The 20,437-nt window shown below is 73.6% G+C and carries 5 protein-coding genes; 4 read left to right on the top strand and 1 reads right to left on the bottom strand.

What is annotated here, in order from left to right; all coding sequences use genetic code 11:
- Positions 1 to 12: 12 nt before the first annotated feature.
- On the bottom strand, positions 13 to 12,480 hold the full coding sequence (locus ACFV2J_RS34630) for a type I polyketide synthase (RefSeq protein ID WP_385442390.1): 12,468 nt from the start codon (positions 12,478 to 12,480) through the stop codon (positions 13 to 15).
- Positions 12,481 to 12,810: 330 nt separating this feature from the next.
- Between ACFV2J_RS34630 and ACFV2J_RS34625 the strand changes: the two genes are divergently transcribed.
- The 4 genes from ACFV2J_RS34625 to ACFV2J_RS34610 all read left to right on the top strand — a co-directional run bounded on the left by ACFV2J_RS34625 (position 12,811) and on the right by ACFV2J_RS34610 (position 19,668).
- Complete coding sequence (locus ACFV2J_RS34625; protein ID WP_385087102.1) at positions 12,811 to 14,202, top strand: NDP-hexose 2,3-dehydratase family protein; 1,392 nt, start codon at positions 12,811 to 12,813, stop codon at positions 14,200 to 14,202.
- Positions 14,199 to 15,242, top strand: a complete 1,044-nt coding sequence (locus tag ACFV2J_RS34620) for a Gfo/Idh/MocA family protein (protein ID WP_385087105.1) — start codon at positions 14,199 to 14,201, stop codon at positions 15,240 to 15,242. Before ACFV2J_RS34625 ends, ACFV2J_RS34620 begins: the two co-directional genes overlap by 4 nt.
- 206 nt (positions 15,243 to 15,448) lie before the next feature.
- Complete coding sequence (locus tag ACFV2J_RS34615; protein ID WP_385087108.1) at positions 15,449 to 16,156, top strand: VC0807 family protein; 708 nt, start codon at positions 15,449 to 15,451, stop codon at positions 16,154 to 16,156.
- 1,139 nt (positions 16,157 to 17,295) lie between these two features.
- Positions 17,296 to 19,668: a LuxR C-terminal-related transcriptional regulator gene (locus ACFV2J_RS34610; RefSeq protein WP_385442386.1), complete on the top strand. Its 2,373-nt coding sequence runs from the start codon at positions 17,296 to 17,298 to the stop codon at positions 19,666 to 19,668.
- Positions 19,669 to 20,437 lie beyond the last annotated feature (769 nt).

Below are 20,437 nucleotides of genomic sequence, written 5' to 3'. Positions count from 1 at the left end.
ACGGGGTTCCGCTCAGGAGATCCCGAGTTCCCTGTCGATCAGGTCGAACATGTCCTCGTCGGAGGCGGCGAGCAGTTCCTCGTCGACCGTCGCCTCTTCCGGCTCTTCGGATGCGGCCCAGGTGTCCAGCAGTGTGCGCAGTGATGCGGTGAGTGCCTGCCGTGCGGCGGGGTCGGACGCCTGCCGGTAGGCGGTTTCGAGCTGTTGCAGACCGGCGGGCAGATCGGTGGCCGGTCCGCTCACGGCCGGCAGCAGTTCCGCGTCGAGGTGGTCGGCGAGGGCGTTCGGCGTGGGGTGGTCGAAGACGATGGTCGCCGAGAGGCGGGTGCCGAAGACGCCGCTGAGCCGGTTGCGCAGTTCCACCGCGGTCAGGGAGTCGAATCCCATGTCGCGGAAGGCGCGCCCCGGTTTGACGGTGTCGGAGGGACCGTGTCCCAGGACCGCGCCCACATGGGTGCGGATCAGGTCGACGAGCCGGCGCCGGCGCTTGGCCTCGGGCAGTGCGGCCAGTTCGGCCAGCAGCGCGGTGGCCGCGTCGGCTCCGCCGTCCTGGGCCTCGGGCCGCGCGGCGTCCCGTGCGGCGAGGAGTTCCCGTACCTCGGGCACCTCGTCGAGGAGCGGCCGGTGTCCGTGGGCGGAGTAAGCGGGCAGGAACCGGTCCCAGCGGATGTCGGCGACCACGAGGGTGCTCGGCCGCCCGGCGGCCGCCCCGGCCAGGGCGCGGACCGCGAGTTCGGGGGCCATCGCCGGGACACCGCGGCGCAGCAGTTGCTCGCCGACCTCTTCGTCGACCATGCCGCCGCCCGCCCAGGCTCCCCAGGCGATCGAGGTGGCGGGCAGCCCTTGGGCGCGGCGCTGTTCGGCGAGGGCGTCGAGGTGGGCGTTGGCCGCGGCGTACGGGGCCTGTCCTCCGTTGCCCCAGACGCCGGCGCCGGAGGAGAACAGCACGAAGGCGTCCAGGGGGTGTCCGGTCAGCAGGTCGTGGAGGTTCTGCGCGCCGCGCACCTTGGCGTGCATCACGCCGGCGGCGTCCTCGGGGGTGAGGTCGCCCAGCGGCCGTGCCGTCTCGACCGCGCCCGCCGTGTGGACGACCGCGGTGAGGGGTGCTTCGTCGGGCACCTGGTCGAGCAGCGCGGCGAGTGCGGTGCGGTCGGCGACGTCGCAGGCGGCGATGGTCACGCGGCAGCCGAGGGCGGTGAGTTCGTCGCGCAGTGCGGCGGCTCCGGGCGCCTGAAGGCCGCGCCTGCTGGTCAGGATCAGGTGTGCGGCGCCGTCCTGTGCCAGGGACCGGGCGACCTGCGAGCCGAGGGCTCCCGTTCCTCCCGTGACGAGGACCGTGCCGCGCGGTCGCCATGTGTCGCCGTCGGTCGCGGACGCGTGGAGCGGTGTACGGATCATGCGGCGGACGCTGATGTCTGCCCCGCGTACCGCGAACTCGGTCTCCCTGCCGCCGTCTTCCCCGCTCTGCGCGGTGAGCAGGGCGGGAAGTGCGAGGGGTAGGGCGGACTGCGTGTCCCCGGCGGGCAGGTCGACGAGGCCGCCGCAGCGGTCGGGGTCGTCGAGGCCGATCACCCGGGCGAGTCCCCACACGGCGGCCTGCGCGGGATCGGGGGCGCCGTCGCCTTCGCCGGTCGAGACCGCGCCGCGGGTCAGGCACCACAGTCGGCCGGGTATCGCGGCGTCGTCGAGTGCCTGGACGAGCGCCATCGTTCCGAGCAGACCGTACGGGACGCCCGGACCGTGTTCGCTCGCACGGGTGTCGAGGGCGAGCAGGGACAGGACACCGTCCGGTGTCACGTCGGCGGGAAGGTCCGCGAGCAGTCGCCCGGCCAGCTCGCCGCGCTGGGCGGAGCCGGGTACGGACAGCGTGACGGTCCGGGCACCGGCGGCGTGCAGGGCGTCGAGGGTGGCCGCGACGAGATCGTCGTCCTGGTGGGTCTCGGGGACGGCGACGAGCCAGGTGCCGTCGAGAGTCGGGGCGGGTGTGGCCGGTTCGGGCTTCGGCCGCCAGACGATGCGGTAGCGCCAGCTGTCGAGGGTGGAACGCTCGCGCCGGCTGCGGCGCCAGGACGACAGGGCGGGCACGACCGCGCCCAGTGACTCCTGGTCCTCGATGCCGAGGGTGCGGGCGAACCCTTCCAGGTCACCGTCCTCGACACTCTTCCAGAACGCCTCGTCCACCGGATCCACCACCGCGGCCGAGGCCTTCGGCAACTCCAGCCAGTAGCGCTGGTGTTGGAAGGCGTAGGTGGGCAGTTCGACTCGGTGTGGTGTGTAGGGGGTGAACGCGGGGGCCCAGTCGACGCTGACGCCACGCGTCCAGGCCTCACCGAGGGAGGTGTAGAAGCGGGCGAGTCCGCCCTGGCCCCGGCGCAGGGTCCCGGTGACCACGGCCTCACTCCCGGCCGCCTCCACCGTCTCCGCGACCGGAACGGTCAGGACGGGATGCGGGCTCATCTCCAGGAACGCGCCATGCCCCGAAGCGATCAACTCACGGACCGCGGGCTCCAGCTGGACGGTCTGGCGCAGGTTCGTGTACCAGTACCCGGCATCCGTGACCGCCGACTCCAGCCACTCCCCCGTCACCGTCGAGAAGAACGGCACCTCGGGTTCGCGTGCCACGACCGGGGCGAGGACCTCCAGGAGTTCCTCCCGGATCAGTTCGACATGCGCGGAGTGGGAGGCGTAGTCCACCTCCACCCGCCGCACCCGAACATCCCGCCCGCCGGCCTGCTCGACGAGTTCATCCAGGGCGTCGGCGTCACCGGAGACCACGACCGACGTCGGACCGTTGACCGCAGCGACCGAGATACGGCCACCCCAGCCGGAGATCAGCTCCTCGGCCCGCTCACGGGGCAGCGCGACCGACACCATCCCACCGTGTCCGGCAAGTGCGGTGATCGCACGACTGCGCAATGCCGCAACCCGCGCACCGTCCTGAAGACTCAGCGCACCCGCCACGACCGCGGCCGCGATCTCACCCTGCGAATGCCCCACCACCGCAGAGGGACGCACACCGAACGACTCCCACAACGCCGCGAGCGACACCATCACCGCCCACAACACCGGCTGCACCACATCCACCCGGTCCAGCCCCGGAGCACCTTCCACGCCCCGCACCACATCCATCAACGACCACTCCACGAACCCGTCCAGCGCCGCCGCACACTCGCCGAAGCGAGCCGCGAACACCGGCGAGGAATCCAGGAGTTCCACCGCCATCCCCACCCACTGCGCACCCTGACCCGGGAACACGAAGACGGTGGACGAAGACGAGGAAGCGGAGGCGGCGACACCGGAGGCGACGACCTCCGAGCCGATCACCAGCGCCCTGTTCTCGAACACGGAACGGTGGTGCAACAGCGTCCAGCCCACATCGACCGGACGCGCACCCACCTCCCGCAGGTGTGAGACGAGCCGCTCCGTCTGGCCGTTGAGGGCCTTTTCTGAGCGGGCCGACACCAGCAGGGGGAAACTCACTCCCGTGGGGTCGGGCGCGTCCGTGCGGGCGGGCTCGGTGGGTACCGGTTCGGGCTGTTCGATGATGACGTGGGCGTTGGTGCCGCTGATGCCGAAGGAGGAGACCCCGGCGCGCCGGGGGTGCTCGCTCTCTTCCCAGGGCCGTGCCTGGGAGAGGACCTCGACCGCGCCGGCCGACCAGTCCACGAACGACGACACCTCGTCGGCGTGCAGCGACTTGGGCAGCACACCGTGCCGCATCGCCTGCACCATCTTGATGACCCCGGCCACACCCGAAGCGGCCTGGCTGTGACCGATGTTCGACTTCACCGAACCCAGCCACAACGGCCGGTCCGCGTCCCGGTCCTGCCCATAGGTGGCCAGCAGCGCCTGCGCCTCGATCGGGTCGCCGAGCTTGGTGCCCGTGCCGTGCGCCTCGACGACGTCGACGTCCTGGGCGGACAGGCCCGCGTTCGCCAGCGCCGCCTGGATCACTCGTTGCTGGGAGGGTCCGTTGGGGGCGGTCAGTCCGTTGGACGCGCCGTCCTGGTTGATCGCCGAACCCCGGACGACCGCGAGGACCTCGTGCCCGTTGCGGCGCGCGTCGGAGAGCCGCTCCAGCAGCAGGACGCCCACGCCCTCGGACAGGGCGAAGCCGTCGGCTTCGGCGGAGAAGGGCTTGCAGCGGCCGTCCGGGGACAGGGCCCGCTGCCTGCTGAAGGCGATGAAGGGTCCGGGCCCGGACATCACGGTGACGGCGCCCGCCAGGGCGAGGGAGCACTCTCCGGAGCGCAGTGACTGGACGGCCATGTGCAGGGCGACCAGCGAGGACGAGCAGGCCGTGTCGACCGTCACGGCGGGGCCTTCCAGGCCCAGGGTGTAGGCGACGCGGCCGGAGGCGACGCTCGCCGCGGCTCCGGTGGCCAGGTAGCCCTCGGCCTCCCCGGCGGCGGCGCGCAGTTGGGCGGCGTACTCCTGGTCGGTCATGCCCAGGTAGACACCGGTGCTGCTGCCGCGCAGTGCCCGCGGGTCGATGCCGGCGCGCTCCAGCGCCTCCCAGGTGGTCTCCAGCAGCAGGCGCTGCTGCGGGTCCATGGCCAGGGCCTCGCGCGGCGAGATCCCGAAGAACGCGGCGTCGAACTCCGCGGCGTCCTGGAGGAAGCCGCTCTCGCGGACGTAGCTGGTGCCGCTGTGCTCGGGGTCCGGGTCGTAGAGCGCGTCCAGGTCCCAGCCCCGGTCCGCGGGGAACTCCGAGATGACGTCGGCCTCTTCACGCACCAGCCGCCACAAGTCCTCCGGCGAGCGCACCCCACCGGGATACCGGCACCCCATCGACACGATCGCGATCGGGTCACCGTCGACGGCACCGTGCGTCACCGGCGCAGCGGTCTCCGCGGGGTCCTGCCGGGAGCCGAAGGCCTGCTCTTCGAGGAGGTCGGCCAGGGCCGAGATGCTGGGGTGGTCGAAGACGACGGTGGTGGGCAGCCGCAGTCCTGTGGTCCGGCCGAGGCGGTTGCGCAGTTCGACGGCGGTGAGCGAGTCGAAGCCGAGGTCCTTGAAGGCGAGTTCGGTGTCGATGTTCTCCGCGCCGTCGTGGCCGAGGACGGTGGCCACCTGCCGGCTCACCAGGTCCAGCAGCGCCGTGCGGCGCCGGGCCGGGTCGAGTCGTGTCAGGTGCTGGAGCGGCGCGGGGTCGGTCGCAGAGGCCTGGTTCTCGTCGTCGGCGGGCTGCGCCTCGGGCAGTTCGGCGAGGAGGTCACTGCGCCGGACCGAGGTGAACACCCCGGCGAAGCGCCGCCAGTCCACGTCGGCGAGTGCGATGAGCGTCTCGTCGTGGTCCAGTGCCTGCTGGAGGCCGGTGACGGCGGTGTCGGGATCGATGACGGGCACGCCGCGGCGGCGGAGGGTGTCCTGGAGGTCCTCGGCGATCATGCCGCCGCCCGCCCAGGGGCCCCAGGCGACCGAGAGGACGGGCACGCCGTCCGCGCGGCGCTGCTCGGCGCGTGCGTCGAGGATGGCGTTGGCGGCGGCGTACGCGCCGTGGTCGGCGACGCCCCATGTCCCGGAGATGGAGGAGAAGTAGACGACGGCGTCGAGTGCGGCCGGGTCGAGTGCGGCGTCGAGGTGGTCGGCGCCGAGGACCTTCCCGGACAGGGTCGACACCAGGTCGGTGATCCCGGCGTCGTCGAGGGATCCGAGGGCGCTGATGCCCGCGGCGTGCACGACCGTGCGGACGGGCGGCACGTCCTCCTGTTCCAGGTGCCGTACCAGCCCGGTGACGGAGTCCGGGTCGGCCATGTCGCAGGCGACGATGCTGACCGCGGTGCCCTGCTCCTGGAGTTCCCGGCGGAGCTCGTCCGTGCCCGGTGTGTCGGCGCCGCGGCGCCCGGTCAGTACGAGATGGGCGGCGCCCTGGCCGGCGAGCCAGCGCGCCATGCGGCCCCCGAGGGCGCCGGTGCCGCCCGTGACGAGGACGGTGCCGCTCGGTTTCCAGGAGCGGGCGGCGGGTGCGTGGCCGTACGGTGCGCGGATCAGCCGGCGGCCGAAGGCCTTGCCGGCGCGGACGGCGATCTGGTCCTCGGTGCCCTGGCCGGCGAGGAGGTGCACGAGCAGCTTCAGGGTGGACTCGTCGGCCGTCTCGGGGAGGTCGATCAGACCGCCCCAGCGCTTCGGGTGCTCCAGGGCGGCTACCCGGCCGAGTCCCCAGATGCCTGCCTGGACGGGAGCGGCGGGTGCCCTGTCGTCGGCCGTGGCGACGGCGCCACGGGTGAGGCACCACAGGGGTGCCTCGATCTTCGCGTCGCCCAGCGCCTGGACGAGGGTGAGGCTCACGGCCAGGCCCCGGGGTACGGACGGGTGCTCGGGGTGCGGCAGTTCGTCGAGGCCGGTCAGGGACAGGACGCCGCCGAAGGTGCGGTTCTCGGCCTCGGCCCGCAGGCGTTCCGCCAGCCGCTGCCGCTCGGAGTCCGCGGTGCCGACCGTCAGGACGCTGACGCCGTCCGTGCGTTCCGTGAGCGCGCCGAGGACGGCCCGGAACAGCGGGGCGTCGTCGAACGTCTCAGGGACGACGAGCAGCCAGGTGCCGTCGGCGTGGGCGCCGGTGGGCGCGTGGGTGGACAGCGGCCGCCAGACGATGCGGTAGCGCCAGCTGTCGAGGGTGGAACGGGCCTGACGCCCCTTGCGCCACGACGACAGAGCCGGCACCACCGAACCCAGTGACTCCTGGTCCTCGATACCGAGGGTACGGGCGAACCCTTCCAGGTCACCGTCCTCGACACTCTTCCAGAACGCCTCGTCCACCGGATCCACCACCGCAGCAGACGCCTTCGGCAACTCCAACCAGAACCGCTGGCGCTGGAAGGCATACGTCGGCAACTCCACCCGCCGCGGCCGCTGCCCGGCGAAGGCCTGACTCCAGTCGACACCGACACCACGCGTCCACGCCTCACCCAGCGAGGTGTAGAAACGCGCCAGTCCGCCCTGGCCCCGGCGCAGGGTCCCGGTGACCACGGCCTCACTCCCGGCCGCCTCCACCGTCTCCGCCACCGGAACAGTCAGCACCGGATGCGGGCTCATCTCCAGGAACGCACCATGCCCCGAAGCGATCAACTCGCGGACCGCGGGCTCCAACTGAACGGTCTGACGCAGGTTCGTGTACCAGTACCCGGCATCCGTGACCGCCGACTCCAGCCACTCCCCCGTCACCGTCGAGAAGAACGGCACCTCCGGCTCGCGTGCCACCACCGGCGCGAGGACCTCCAGGAGTTCCTCCCGGATCAGTTCGACATGCGCGGAGTGCGAGGCGTAGTCCACCTCCACCCGCCGCACCCGAACATCCCGCCCGCCGGCCTGCTCGACGAGTTCATCCAGCGCGTCGGCGTCACCGGAGACCACGACCGACGTCGGCCCATTGACCGCAGCGACCGAGATACGACCGTCCCAGCCGGAGATCAGCTCCTCGGCGCGGTCCCGCGGCAGCGCGACGGACACCATGCCACCGTGTCCGGCGAGTGCGGTGATCGCGCGACTGCGCAGTGCCGCCACCCGCGCACCGTCCTGCAACGACAACGCACCCGCCACGACCGCGGCCGCGATCTCACCCTGCGAATGCCCCACCACCGCGGACGGACGCACACCGAACGACTCCCACAACGCCGCCAGCGACACCATCACCGCCCACAACACCGGCTGCACCACATCCACCCGGTCCAGCGACCGGCCCTCGCGGATCACATCCAGCAGGTCGAAGTCGACGAACTCACCCAACGCCGCCGCACACTCACCGAAGCGAGCCGCGAACACCGGCGAGGAATCCAGGAGTTCGACCGCCATCCCCACCCACTGCGCACCCTGACCCGGGAACACGAAGACGGTGGACGAAGACGAGGAAGCGGAGGCGGAGGCGGCGACACCGGAGGCGACGACCTCCGAGCCGATCACCAGCGCCCTGTTCTCGAACACGGAACGGTGGTGCAACAGCGTCCAGCCCACATCGACCGGACGCGCACCCACCTCCCGCAGGTGTGAGACGAGCTGCTCCGTCTGGCCGTTGAGGGCCTTGTCCGAGCGGGCCGACACCAGCAGGGGCACCACCAGGTCGTCCGGCAGGCCGTTCGGTACGTCGTCGGTCCCGGGAGCGGGCTCGGTGGCCGCCGGTCCGGACTCCTCGGAACCGGGCTGCTCGATGATGACGTGGGCGTTGGTGCCGCTCACGCCGAACGAGGAGACGCCGGCGCGCCGGGGGCGGTCGTCCTCCTGCCAGGGCCGTGCCTGGGAGAGGACCTCGACCGCGCCGGCCGACCAGTCCACGAACGACGACACCTCGTCGGCGTACAGGGACTTGGGCAGCACACCGTGCCGCATCGCCTGCACCATCTTGATGACCCCGGCCACACCCGAAGCGGCCTGGCTGTGACCGATGTTGGACTTCACCGAGCCGAGCCACAGGGGCCGGTCCGCGTCCCGGTCCTGCCCGTAGGTGGCCAGCAGCGCCTGCGCCTCGATCGGGTCACCGAGCTTGGTGCCCGTGCCGTGCGCCTCGACCACGTCGACGTCCTGGGCGGACAGGCCCGCGTTCGCCAGGGCGGCGCGGATGACGCGCTGCTGGGACAGGCCGTTGGGGGCGGTCAGGCCGTTGGACGCGCCGTCCTGGTTGATCGCGGAGCCGCGGACGACCGCGAGGATCTGGTGTCCGTTGCGGCGGGCGTCGGAGAGCCGCTCCAGCAGCAGGACGCCCACGCCTTCGGCCCAGGCCGTGCCGTCCGCGCCTTCGGCGAACGGCTTGCAGCGTCCGTCGGCCGCGAGCCCGCGCTGCCGGCTGAACTCCACGAACATGCCGGGGGCGCCCATGACGGTGGCGCCTCCGGCGAAGGCGAGGGAGCACTCGCCGGAGCGCAGTGACTGGACGGCCATGTGCAGGGCGACCAGCGAGGACGAGCAGGCCGTGTCGACCGTCACGGCGGGGCCTTCCAGGCCCAGGGTGTAGGCGATGCGGCCGGAGGCGACGCTCGCCGTGGTGCCGGTGAGGACGTGGCCCTCGACCGCTTCGACGGCTTCGTGCAGGCGCGGACCGTACTCGGGGGCGGTGGCTCCGATGAAGACGCCGGTGGGGGTGGACTGCAGTCGGTGCGGGTCGATGCCGGCGCGCTCCAGCGCCTCCCAGGTGGTCTCCAGCAGCAGGCGCTGCTGCGGGTCCATGGCCAGAGCCTCGCGCGGCGAGATCCCGAAGAACCCGGCGTCGAACTCCGCCGCGTCGTGCAGGAATCCGCCCTCGCGGACGTAGCTGGTGCCGCTGCGGTCGGGGTCCGGGTCGTAGAGCGCGTCCAGGTCCCAGCCCCGGTCCGCGGGGAACTCCGAGATGACGTCGGCCTCTTCACGCACCAGCCGCCACAAGTCCTCCGGCGAGCGCACCCCACCGGGATACCGGCACCCCATCGACACGATCGCGATCGGCTCGCCGTCGACGGCACCACGCGCCACCGGTACGTCCGTCCCGGTTCCGGTGGTGTCGTGTGCCGCGTCGAGGTGGCGGGCCAGGCGGGCCGGGGTCGGGTGCTCGTAGACGACGGTGGCGGGCAGGCGCAGGCCGGCGGCCCGGTTGAGGCGGTCGCACAGTTCGACGACGGTGACCGAGTCGAAGCCGAGGTCCTTGAACGAGCGTGCGGGGTCGATGGAGTCGGCGTCGGTGTGGCCGAGGATGAGGGCCGCGCTCTCCCGGACGAGCCGGAGGCTGTCGCCGTGCCCGGTGCCGGTGGGTGTGGCGGGTGCCGGGGGCTGGTGGGCGGGTGCCGGCGGGGCGGTGCGGGGCTGTGCGGGGGTGCCGGGGGTGGCGTCGATCCAGTGGCGGCGGCGCTGGAAGGCGTAGGTCGGCAGGTCGACCGTGCGGGGCTGGTGGGCGGTGAAGGCCGGGGTCCAGTCGACGTCGGCGCCGCGCGTCCAGAGTTCGCCGAGCGAGGTGTAGAAGCGGGTGAGGCCGCCGTCGTCGCGCCGCAGGGTGCCGGTGACGACGGTCTGCTCCGCGTGGGCGGCCGCGGCCTCGGCGGTCTCCCGGACCGGGGTGGTCAGTACGGGGTGCGGGCTGACCTCGACGAACACGGTGTGTCCGGCGGCGGCCAGGGCCCGTACGGCGGGTTCCAGGAGGACGGGCCGGCGCAGGTTGGCGTACCAGTAGGCGGCGTCGGTGCGGGCGTCGCGCAGCCAGTCGCCGGTGACCGTGGACAAGAAGGGGATCTCGGGCGTGCGGGGGGTGAGCGGGGCGAGGAGGCGCAGGACCTCGTCCTGGACGGCTTCGACGTGCGCGGAGTGGGAGGCGTAGTCGACGTCGATGCGGCGTACGCGTACGCCTTGGTGTTCGGCCTCGGCGGTCAGTTCGTCGAGGGCGGCGGTGTCGCCGGAGACGACGACCGAGGAGGGGCCGTTGACGGCGGCGACGGCGACCCGGCCGTCCCAGGCGGCGATGAGGGCGCGTGCCTGCGGCTCGGGGAGGGCCACGGACATCATGCCGCTGAGGCCCTTGAGCGCGATGAGTGCCTTGCTGCGCTGGGCGACGGCCAGGGCGCCGTCCTCCAGGCTCAGCGCGCCGGCGACGCAGGCGGCGGCGATCTCGCCCTGGGAGTGTCCGACGACCGCTGCCGGTCGCACGCCGTGTGCCCGCCACAGGGCGGCCAGGGAGACCATGACGGCCCACAGGACGGGCTGGACGACTTCGACGTCGGAGCGGTCCAGGGAGGGTGCGCCGGGGTCGCCGCGCAGGACGGCGGAGAGCGACCAGTCGACGTGCGGGGCGAGTGCGGCCTCGCACTCGGCGATCCGGGCGGCGAAGGCGGGTGCGGTGGTCATGAGTTCGTCCGCCATGCCGGCCCACTGGCTGCCCTGGCCGGGGAAGACGAAGACGGGCCGGTCGATGTGTCCGCCGGCGGGGCCCGGGGGGATGGCGGCGGTGAGGTGGCGCAGGATGCCGGCGGAGTCGGTGGCGGCGCCGACGGCCCGGTATGCGAGGGGGGTGCGGGTGGTGAGCAGGGACCAGCCGACGTCGACGGGGTCGGCGTGGGCGGCTGGGTGGGCGGCGAGCCGTCCGGTCTGGGCGTGCAGGGCTTCGGGGCTGCGGGCGGACAGCAGCCAGGGCACCACGGGGCGCTCGGTGGTGGCGGGCTGCCCGGTGGCGGGCCGGGGTGCGGGCGTGGTGCGCGGGGGTGCCTGTTCGAGGACGAGGTGGGCGTTGGTGCCGCCCATGCCGAAGGAGGAGACGCCGGCGCGCGGCGGGCGGCCGGGGTCCGGCGCGGTCCACTCGGTGGTCTCCAGCTGGACGCGCAGGCCGAGTCCGTCCAGGTCGATGGCCGGGTTGGGGGTGGTGTGGTTGAGGGTGGGGACGAGTTGGCCGTGGGCCAGGCAGAGGACCACCTTGAGCAGTCCCGCGATGCCGGCCGCGCCCTCCAGGTGACCGATGTTCGTCTTCACCGAGCCGACGGCCAGGGGTGCGCTGCGGTCGGGGGCGGTGCCGACGGCGGCGCCGAGCGCGGCGGCTTCCACGGGGTCGCCGACCCGGGTGCCGGTGCCGTGCAGTTCGACGTAGTCGATGGTTGCCGGGGCGACGCCGGCGCGGGCGCAGGCGCTGCGGATGGCGGCTTCCTGGGCGGTGGCGTCGGGGGTGGCGAGGCTGGCGCCGGTGCCGTCGTTGTTGACGGCTCCGCCGCGGATGACGGCGTAGACGCGGTCGTCGTCGGCCAGTGCCCGGGAGAGGGGTTTGAGGACGACGAAGCCGGCGCCCTCGCCGCGGACGAATCCGTTGGCGCGGGCGTCGAAGGTGTGGCACTGGCCGTCGGGGCTGAGGCCGCCGAACTCGGCGAGGGCCAGGGTGCTGTCGGGGGTGAGGTTGAGGTGGACGCCGCCGGCGAGGGCGAGTTCGCAGTCGCCGGAGCGCAGGCTGTCGCAGGCGAGCTGGACGGCGACGAGGGAGGACGACTGGGCGCTGTCGACGGTGAGGCTGGGGCCGCTGATGCCGAGGGCGTAGGAGAGGCGGCCCGCGATGAGGCCGCGGTTGAGGCCGGTGGCGGTGTGGTGGCCGACGGCTTCGCTGCCCTGCCGGTGGACGAGTGCGGCGTAGTCGGAGACGTCGGCGCCGACGAAGACGCCGGTGGCGTGCGGCAGGCCGGTCACCGGGAGCGCGGCGTGTTCCAGCGCCTCCCAGCCCAGTTCGAGGACGAGTCGTGCCTGTGGGTCCATGGCTTCGGCCTCGCGGGGCGAGATGCCGAAGAAGGCCGCGTCGAAGTCCGCGGGGGCGTCGATGAAGCCGCCGCGGTAGGGGATCGTGGTGCCCCGGCCGGTGGTGAAGGCGTCGTCGTGCGGTGCGCCGGTGCGACGGTCCTCGGGGGCGTCGGTGATGGCGCTGCGGCCTTCCGCGAGCAGCCTCCAGTAGGCGTCCGGTCCGCTCGCGCCGGGCAGCCGGCACGCAAGGCCGACCACGGCCACGGGTTCGTGGGCCGAAACGGTGGTCCGGGCGTCCGCGGGTACCGGCTCGTTCATGGATGGCACTCCAAACACCAAGGCGACGGGGTCGGGGCAGCCCTCACGGTTGCACGGTGTCCGGCACGCTCCGCGCTCCTGCCAGGTGCTCTAGGGGAATTCCTAAGCGGTGCCCGGGTGCCCGGGAAGTGCCGTTCGCGGGCTGCGGGACCTGTCCCCATAGCGAGGGAGCAAGGGTCCGGGCAAGGGGACAAGTCTAGGCGTCTGCCCGAACTGCGGACGGCACGCTCAAGGGGCGGCAGCCGACTGCCGCGAGGCCTGCGTCCGTGTGCCGACAGCGTCGTGCGCGCGGGCCGATCGCTGTACCCCTGAAGGAGAAGAGGCGCATCCATGACCGCGATGAACCTGGTGTTGCCGTCACGTGCCGCGGACCCTCCCCTCGTGTCCCGGCTGGCGGCGTCGGCGGCGGTGGTCGAGGGCGGGGTGATGAGCAATACGGAGGTGTTCGCCTGGATCGACGAGCGGCAGCGTGAGCAGCAGCAGCATGTCGAGCGGGTGCCGTTCGCGGCCCTGCGCGGCTGGCGCTTCGACAACCGCACCGGTGATCTGCGTCATGACAGCGGGCGGTTCTTCTCGGTGCTGGGGCTGTCGGTGCACTCGGACTTCGGGCCGGTGCGGACGTGGTCGCAGCCGATCATCCACCAGCCGGAGATCGGGATCCTGGGCATCGCGCTGCGGGACTTCGACGGCGTTCCGCACCTGCTGATGCAGGCGAAGTCGGAGCCGGGCAACGTGAACGGCGTGCAGTTGTCGCCGACCGTGCAGGCGACGAAGAGCAACTACACGGGAGTGCACGGCGGTTCGGCGGTTCCGTACATGGACCTCTTCCGCAGGCCCGGGCCGGGTCAGGTGGTGGCGGACGTCCTGCAGTCGGAGCAGGGGTCGTGGTTCCTGCACAAGCGCAACCGGAACATGGTCGTGGAGGTGGGCCCGGAGGTGGAGGCCGGCGAGGACTTCGCCTGGCTGACGCTGGGGCAGGTCAACATGCTGCTGCGGCACGACAACCTGGTGAACATGGACGCGCGTACGGTGCTGTCCTGCCTGCCGGACTGGCGTGGCGGCGAGGAGAACCTGGTCGAGGACGCCGGATGGTCCCTGCACACCGACCGGGAGGTGCGCACCTGGATCACCCGGCGGCGTGCGGAGCACGAGGTGAGCGTGGCGCCGATCCCGCTGGCGCAGGCGCAGGGCTGGCTGCGTACGCAGCACGCGGTGACGCACTGCAACGGCCTGTACTTCGACGTCGTCGCGGTGGACGTGTCCTCCCGCGGGCGTGAGGTGCCCGCCTGGTCGCAGCCGCTGCTGGAGCCCCGTGGCATGGGGGTCGCGGCGCTGTTCGTGAAGCGGATCGACGGGGTTCTGCACGCTCTGCTGCGGGCCCGTGCGGAACCGGGTTTCCTCGACGTGGTGGAGCTGGGTCCGACCGTGCAGTGTGTGCCGGAGAACTACGAGCATCTGCCCGAGGCGGACCGGCCGCCGTATCTCGTACAGGCGCTGGCGCGCCGGGACAGTGCCCGGTACGACGTGGTGCTGTCCGAGGAGGGCGGCCGGTTCCGCAACGCCCAGAGCCACTACATGATCATCGAGACGGAGAGCGACTTCCCCGCCGTGTCGGACGAGTTCCGCTGGCTGACACCGCATCAGCTCACTGAACTGCTGTGCTACAGCCACCATTTGAACGTGCAGGCCAGGACGCTGGTCGCGGCGCTGAGGTCGCTGTGAGCGGGGCAGTGGCCCAGCCGCTGCGGCTGGGCGCGCTGGGGACCTCGTCCATCGCGCGCCGTCGTACGCTGCCGAGGGCGGTGGCCGCGCCGGAGGTGGAACTCGTCGCCGTCGCGGGCCGGTCGGCGCAGAAGACGGCGGCGTTCGCCGAGCAGTTCGGCTGTGCGGCGGAGGCGGATCTCGCGTCGCTGCTGGAGCGCCCGGACGTGGAGGCGGTGTACATCTCCACGCCGACCGCGCTGCACCGCACCTGGGCCGCGCGGGCTCTGCGGGCGGGCAAGCACGTGCTGGTCGAGAAGCCGGTCGGGGTCAACGCCCACGAGGCACGCGAACTGGCCGGCCTGGCGCGGGAGCGGGGGCTGGTCCTGCGGGAGAACTTCATGTTCCTGCACCACCCTCAGCACGCCTTCGCCGCGGACCTGGTGCGTCAGGGGCGGCTGGGCCGGCTGAGCACGATGCACGCCGCCTTCTGCATCCCTCCGCTGCCCGCCGACGACATCCGCTACGTGCCCGACATGGGCGGCGGGGCCCTGCTGGACGTGGGGGTGTATCCGCTGCGTGCCGCCCAACTGCTGCTGGGCAAGGGGCTCCAGGTGGCCGGGGCGGTGCTGCGTACGCGCCCGGACGGGCTGGACCTGTCGGGTCAGGCGCTGCTGGTCTCGCCGTCCGGTGTCCTCGCGAACGTGACGTTCGGTTTCGAGCACGCGTACGCGTCGACGTACTCGCTGTGGGGTGACGCGGCGCGTCTGTCGGTGACGCGCGCCTTCACCCCGCCGCCCGCGCACCAGCCCGTGCTCGTGCTGGAGGAGCAGGACCACGAGGAGCGGTTCACGCTCCCGGCCGCCGACCAACTGCACAACTGTCTGGCCGAGTTCGCGGCCGCGGTCCGGCGGGGCGACGCGGGCGGCCCGGAGGAGGCCGACAGGCGCCGGGCCGTGGTGGCGGGCATGGACCTGGTCGACCTGGTGGACAAGGTGGCCGTGCGGGTGCCCGTGGGTGACGGCCCGGCGGAACGGGAAAGACCCGCCGGCGGCAAGTGAGCACCGCTGTCCGATCCTGGCGTGCCGCCGTCCACGACGACCGGAAATCGCCCTCCCTGTAAGCGCACCCGTGGTCCACTGCCGGGCAGACCACCCACAGGGGGAGGGCCCGGAAGCCGACGGGCGGAGCACGCCGCCCCCGAAGACCGTCCCGCCAAGCCCACCGGCCGGCCCGGATGCCGACCGCACCAGAGGAGTGTCCTCTCATGGCTCCCCCCACCTCCCCCGGTTCCGCCTACGACAGCCCGCCGCCCCCGCCCGCCGGGGACGCGGACGAGGCCCCCGCGTCGCCCAGGGCCCCGGCCGGGGCATGGGGCTTCCTCGCCACGGTGGTCTGTGACATCGTCCTGCCGGCCGGCCTCTACTACGTGCTGCGCGACCTGGGCGCCGACGAGATCACCGCGCTGCTGGTCAGCGGATCGGCGCCCGCCCTGCACACGGTGTACGCGGCGGTGCGGCACCGCAAGGTCGACGCCCTGGGCGTCTTCACCATCACGCTGCTGGCGGTGAGCGCGCTCGCCTCGGTCGTGACCGCCAGCCCGCGCATCGTGCTCGCGCGCAACAGTCTGTTCACCGCTCTCGCGGGCGTGTGGCTGCTGGTCACCCTCTTCACCGCCCGCCCCTTCACCTATCAGGCCGTCAAGGCGCTCCTGCCCGGCCGGTCCGGACGGCTGGAGAGCCTGTGGGAACAGGACGTCGCGTTCCGGCGCGTGTGGCGCGCCGTGACCGTCCTGTGGGGCCTGGGGCTCCTCGTGGACGCCGCGCTGCGTCTGATCATGGCCTACACCCTGCCCGTCGACAGCGTGCCCGCACTCGACGCGGCCCTGTACGCGGCCACCTGGGTCGTGCTCCAGATCGTCACGCAGATCTCGCTGTACCGCTCGGGCACCTTCCGCAAGATCTTCGCCCGCTGATCACGAGGCCGGAGCCCGCCCGGGGCGCGACAGACTTAACGGTCGTTTAATTCGGATCTTTCGCGCTACATATGTAACTTCGAGATGATTATTCGGTTACGTGTGGTCGGTGTCGAGTTCGCCGACGGGTGCCCCGGCCGCCGGGCGGGGCACCCGTCCCGCGCCGGCCGGGCCGGTCTGCCGTGCGGGCCGCCGCAAACGGGCACCCGCGGTCGGGGGCGGCATCCGCCCGCCGCCCCGGATCGCCACCGCAAACCCCCTGCCCCCGGGACGCGGCCGGTGCCGCGCCCCGCGCGAAGGCCGTCGATCACGGCTCCCACCTCGGCGTCCGCGCGACGGACGGCCGCCCCGGGCCCCGGCGCGGGCCGCAGGGGCGTTCCTGGGCGCCACGTTGTCGAGCAAACCCCCCTCCCGCCGGGCCGCCGCCCCCCGCGGGCCCGGCGGCCGGGCCGGCGACGGCCGCGCGATGTCCCGCGCACCGGCCGGGTGCGCCCCTGCGAGCCCCTCCGCGCCGGGCGCGGGGACGGCCGCACCGGGCGGTCACCTCACGGACGGGAGGAAGGGTGAAGGTGACGTGAAGGTGTCGCCGGGGCGCGGTGGACGCCGCGGTCCCGGCGAGGTTGTGAAGTCGGCGGTCACAGCGGGCCCGTAGGCATAACCCGACCGAATACGGCGCACGCGCCACGGGCCGCCGCCGCTTCTCCTGGCGCACGTCAAATGAGCGAGAACGCGTCCTGCCACCGGCGCCGCGGGCCGGACGCCGGCCGGTGATTGGCCCCCGCGGGGCTCCGCCGTTGTCGCGGGCCGCCTCGCGGCCCCCAACCTCCATGCGGGAAAGCCCGGTTCGCGCATATCCAGGGAAGGGCCGCGCAAACTTGAGACTCGCTGGAGACTCACTCGAAAGACGGTTGAATCCTGCAACGCGAACGTCAATTTACGACCGCTTTCCTCTCTTCTTGTCGCTGCACCGCGCATTCGGCCGCTTGGCCACCTGTCGGGGAATTCCCCGACACCGTCCCATCCCGCACCCACCCCCACCTGCACTTCCTGCCATGCAGACACCGGCCAGCAGCAACCTCTTGGAACGCGCCTGACGATGCGCCAGCCTGCCCGTCAGCCGCAGCGACGAGGGAGGCTCCGTGCCGCACGGGCAGGCGGGTGAGCCCGGGCAGGGCGTCCGCGCACGCGAACTGGCTCTTCTGCTGGAGGAGTTGGATCATGCGCGCACGGCGGCCGGGTTCGTGCGGCTGAGCGGTGAACCGTGGGTCGGCAAGACCCGTCTGGCACTGCGCCTGGCCCGGGCCGCGGCACACCGGGAGTGGGCCGTGGCGTGCGGCCGGGCCGCCCGGGACGGGACCGGCCGCCCCTTCCACGCCCTGGTGGACGCGCTCGACGACCAGCTCGCCTCGGCGGACCCCGCCGCCCTGGAACGGCTGGGACCGGCCCGGCTGCGCCTGCTGGCCCAGGTCTTCCCGGCCCTGGGCGGCGCCTTCACCGGAAGTCCACGGGACCTCGACGTCCATGGGGTCGCCCGCGCGGTGGGCGCCGCGCTGGAGGAACTGGCGGGGCGGCGCGGGCTCCTGCTGGTGCTGGACGACGCACACCGCGCGGGGCGGGAGGTGGCCGAGTTCGCCGAACACCTGCTGCGCCGCCCGCCCGACGCCCCCGTGCTCACGGTGCTCGTCCACCGCGGCAGCGGGCCGGGGGCCGGCCGGCTGGCCTCGCTCGCCCACCCGGACGGCGCCGTGCGCCACATCCCGCTGCGGCCGCTGTCGCGCGAGGCGGCCGCGGCGCTGCTGCCCGAGGGACTCGCCCCGCTGCACCGGGAGCTGATCCTGCGGGACGCGGCAGGGGTGCCGGGGCTGCTGCGGGCGCTGTCCGAGGGCGAGCCGCCCGGCACCGGGGGCGTCCCCCACAGCAGCCTCGAACTGGCCCGCGGCCCCTCTCCGCTGGCGCCGTCCGTCCAGGCGCTGGATCTGGGCGCGCTGTCCCCGCTCGCCCGGCGCGCCGCGGACGCGGCCGCCGCCGCGGGTGACCCCTTCACCGTGGAGACGGTGGCGCACACGGCCCTGCTGTCCGTCGGGGAAGCCCTGCGCGCGGTGGACGAACTGCACAGCGAGGGCATCGTCGGGCCGGACCGCCGGGCGGGGTGGTTCCGCTTCCGCCGTCCCGCGGCCCGGGCCCTGGTGCACCAGGCCGCGGGGGCCGCGCAGCGGCGCGCGGCCCGGGAGCGGGCGCTCGCCGCGCCCGCCTGGGACGGGGACACCGACGCGGCGCTCCTCGCCCTGCTGGAGACGGCCGCGCCGCCCACGGCCGCGCAGGCGCAGCTCCTGGAGAGGTACGCGCGCACCACGGTCTTCACCCAGCCGGCCCGCGCGGAGCGGGCCGCCCGCCGGGCGGCGGAACGTCCCGGCGCCCCGCCCGGCGCGTGGCTGCTGCGGTGCCAGGCCCTGGTGCTGTGCGGGCGGCCGGCGCAGGCACTGGCCGGCTACGCGCGGCTGTGGCCCCGGCAGGAGGCGGCAGGACCCCCCGCCGGGGCCGCGGAGCGGACCGAGGCCGCCGTGTGGACCGAGGCCGCCGTGTGGCGGGCCCGGGCGCTGCGGCTGCTGGGGGCCCGCTCGCAGGCCAGACGTGTACTGCGCGCGGTGTCCGCCGAGGACCGTGCCGCCGTCCCGGCGGCGCAGGCCGAACTGGCCGCGCTGCTGCTGGAGTCGGGGCAGCCGACGCGGGGGGCCGCGCTCGGCGCCGCCCGCCGCGCGGTGCGCTGCGCGCCGGAGAGCGACGTGGCCGCGCACAGCCACGCGCTGGCGCTGCTGGCCGCCGCGCACGCGGCGCAGGGGGCGGCCGAGGCGGCCCGGGAGGCGGCCGGGGAGGCCGGACCACTGCTGTCCGGGCTCGGCCGGGAGGGGGCGGCGCCGGTCGTCGAGGCGTGGCGCTGGCTGGGCGAGGCCGTGGCCGACGGCGACGCCCGACGGGCCCGGCGGTGTTTCCAGCGCGGTTTCGACCTCGCCCTGCACCACGGGCAGGGGCATTTGCTCGGCCCCTTCGCGCTGAGGCTGGCACGGGCCTGCCTGGATTCCGGTGACCCGGCCGCCGCGGCCACGCACGCCCGTTTCGCGGCCACGGAATTCGACCGGCTCACCGCATATGATTCGGCAGCCGTCGCACAGGAACTCGTCGAATTCATCGAACGGGGCCCCGGACACCATCCGGAGATTGATTTCGGAATTCCGCTCAGTACGCGCGAGAGAGAAATCGCGATGCTTATAGGCCCGGGTCTCACGAATAAACAGATCGCGGCCCGGATGAACATCAGCATCAAGACCGTGGAAACCTACCTCGGGCGTATATTCAAAAAACTCGGGGTGAGATCACGGGCGCAGGTCGTCTTCCTCCTCTCTCCTGCGGCCTCCGGATTTCCGGCGCCGGAGGAGGAATACGGGCCCGCTCCGCGGCGGCCGGCAACCGTCCGTTCACCCTCGGCCGGAGGGCACCCGCCCGGTTCCGGGTGAACGGACGGTGGCACGGGGGTCCGCCCGCGCGGGCGGTTCTGCCGGGGGCACTGGCCACCGGCAAGACCGCCGGAAACGGACCCGGTACGCCCGCTACGGGCACCTTTGCGGCCACAAAGTCCCGGCCGCCGCCGGCGCCAGGACGCCGCCGCCCGGGACAACGCCCAGGCCCGGACCGGTGGCGGGCGATCAGGCGCCCCGGACGGCGGGCGGCATCCGTCCACGCGGACCCCGTGCGGCCGCGCGGACGACGGCCGCACCGGACACAGGACCACCCTGTACGCACACCGCCGCCCCAGACCGACCGACCGCCCGGTACGGCCTTCTCCACCAGGCCCGCGGGCCGCCGCCATGCACAGGAGCGGGCGTCTCGTCCAGGTCCTTACGGGCAGAGTGTCGGGCGGGGTGCGGGCGGCGGCGCGGGAGGCGGCCGCCGCGCCCCGGGGGCCGCCGGCCGGTGGCCGCGGGCCCCGCGATTCGGCCAGGAGCCGCCGGGGCCCGTGCGGCCCCCGCCGCCGGGCGGTCCCCGGCAGTGGCCGTGACAGCCGTCCGGGCCGCCGAACAGGCCTTACGTCGTCCAGGGCCGTGTGCCCCGAGCCGCGGACGTCATGCGTGACAGCCGGATTTCGCCGAGGTGTCCGGCGCTCACCGGGCCGCCGGGCGGGAGCGGGGACACGGCCGCCTCCCGCGCCGGGGGAGCCTCACCGCGGTGCGTACCGGCACGTCACCGCGCCCGCTGCCGCGGCGGGGCCGGGGGCCGGGCCGGCGG

Source organism: Streptomyces sp. NPDC059668 (assembly GCF_042734135.1).
Taxonomy (GTDB): domain Bacteria; phylum Actinomycetota; class Actinomycetes; order Streptomycetales; family Streptomycetaceae; genus Streptomyces.
This window is presented reverse-complemented; position numbering and strand designations above follow the sequence as displayed.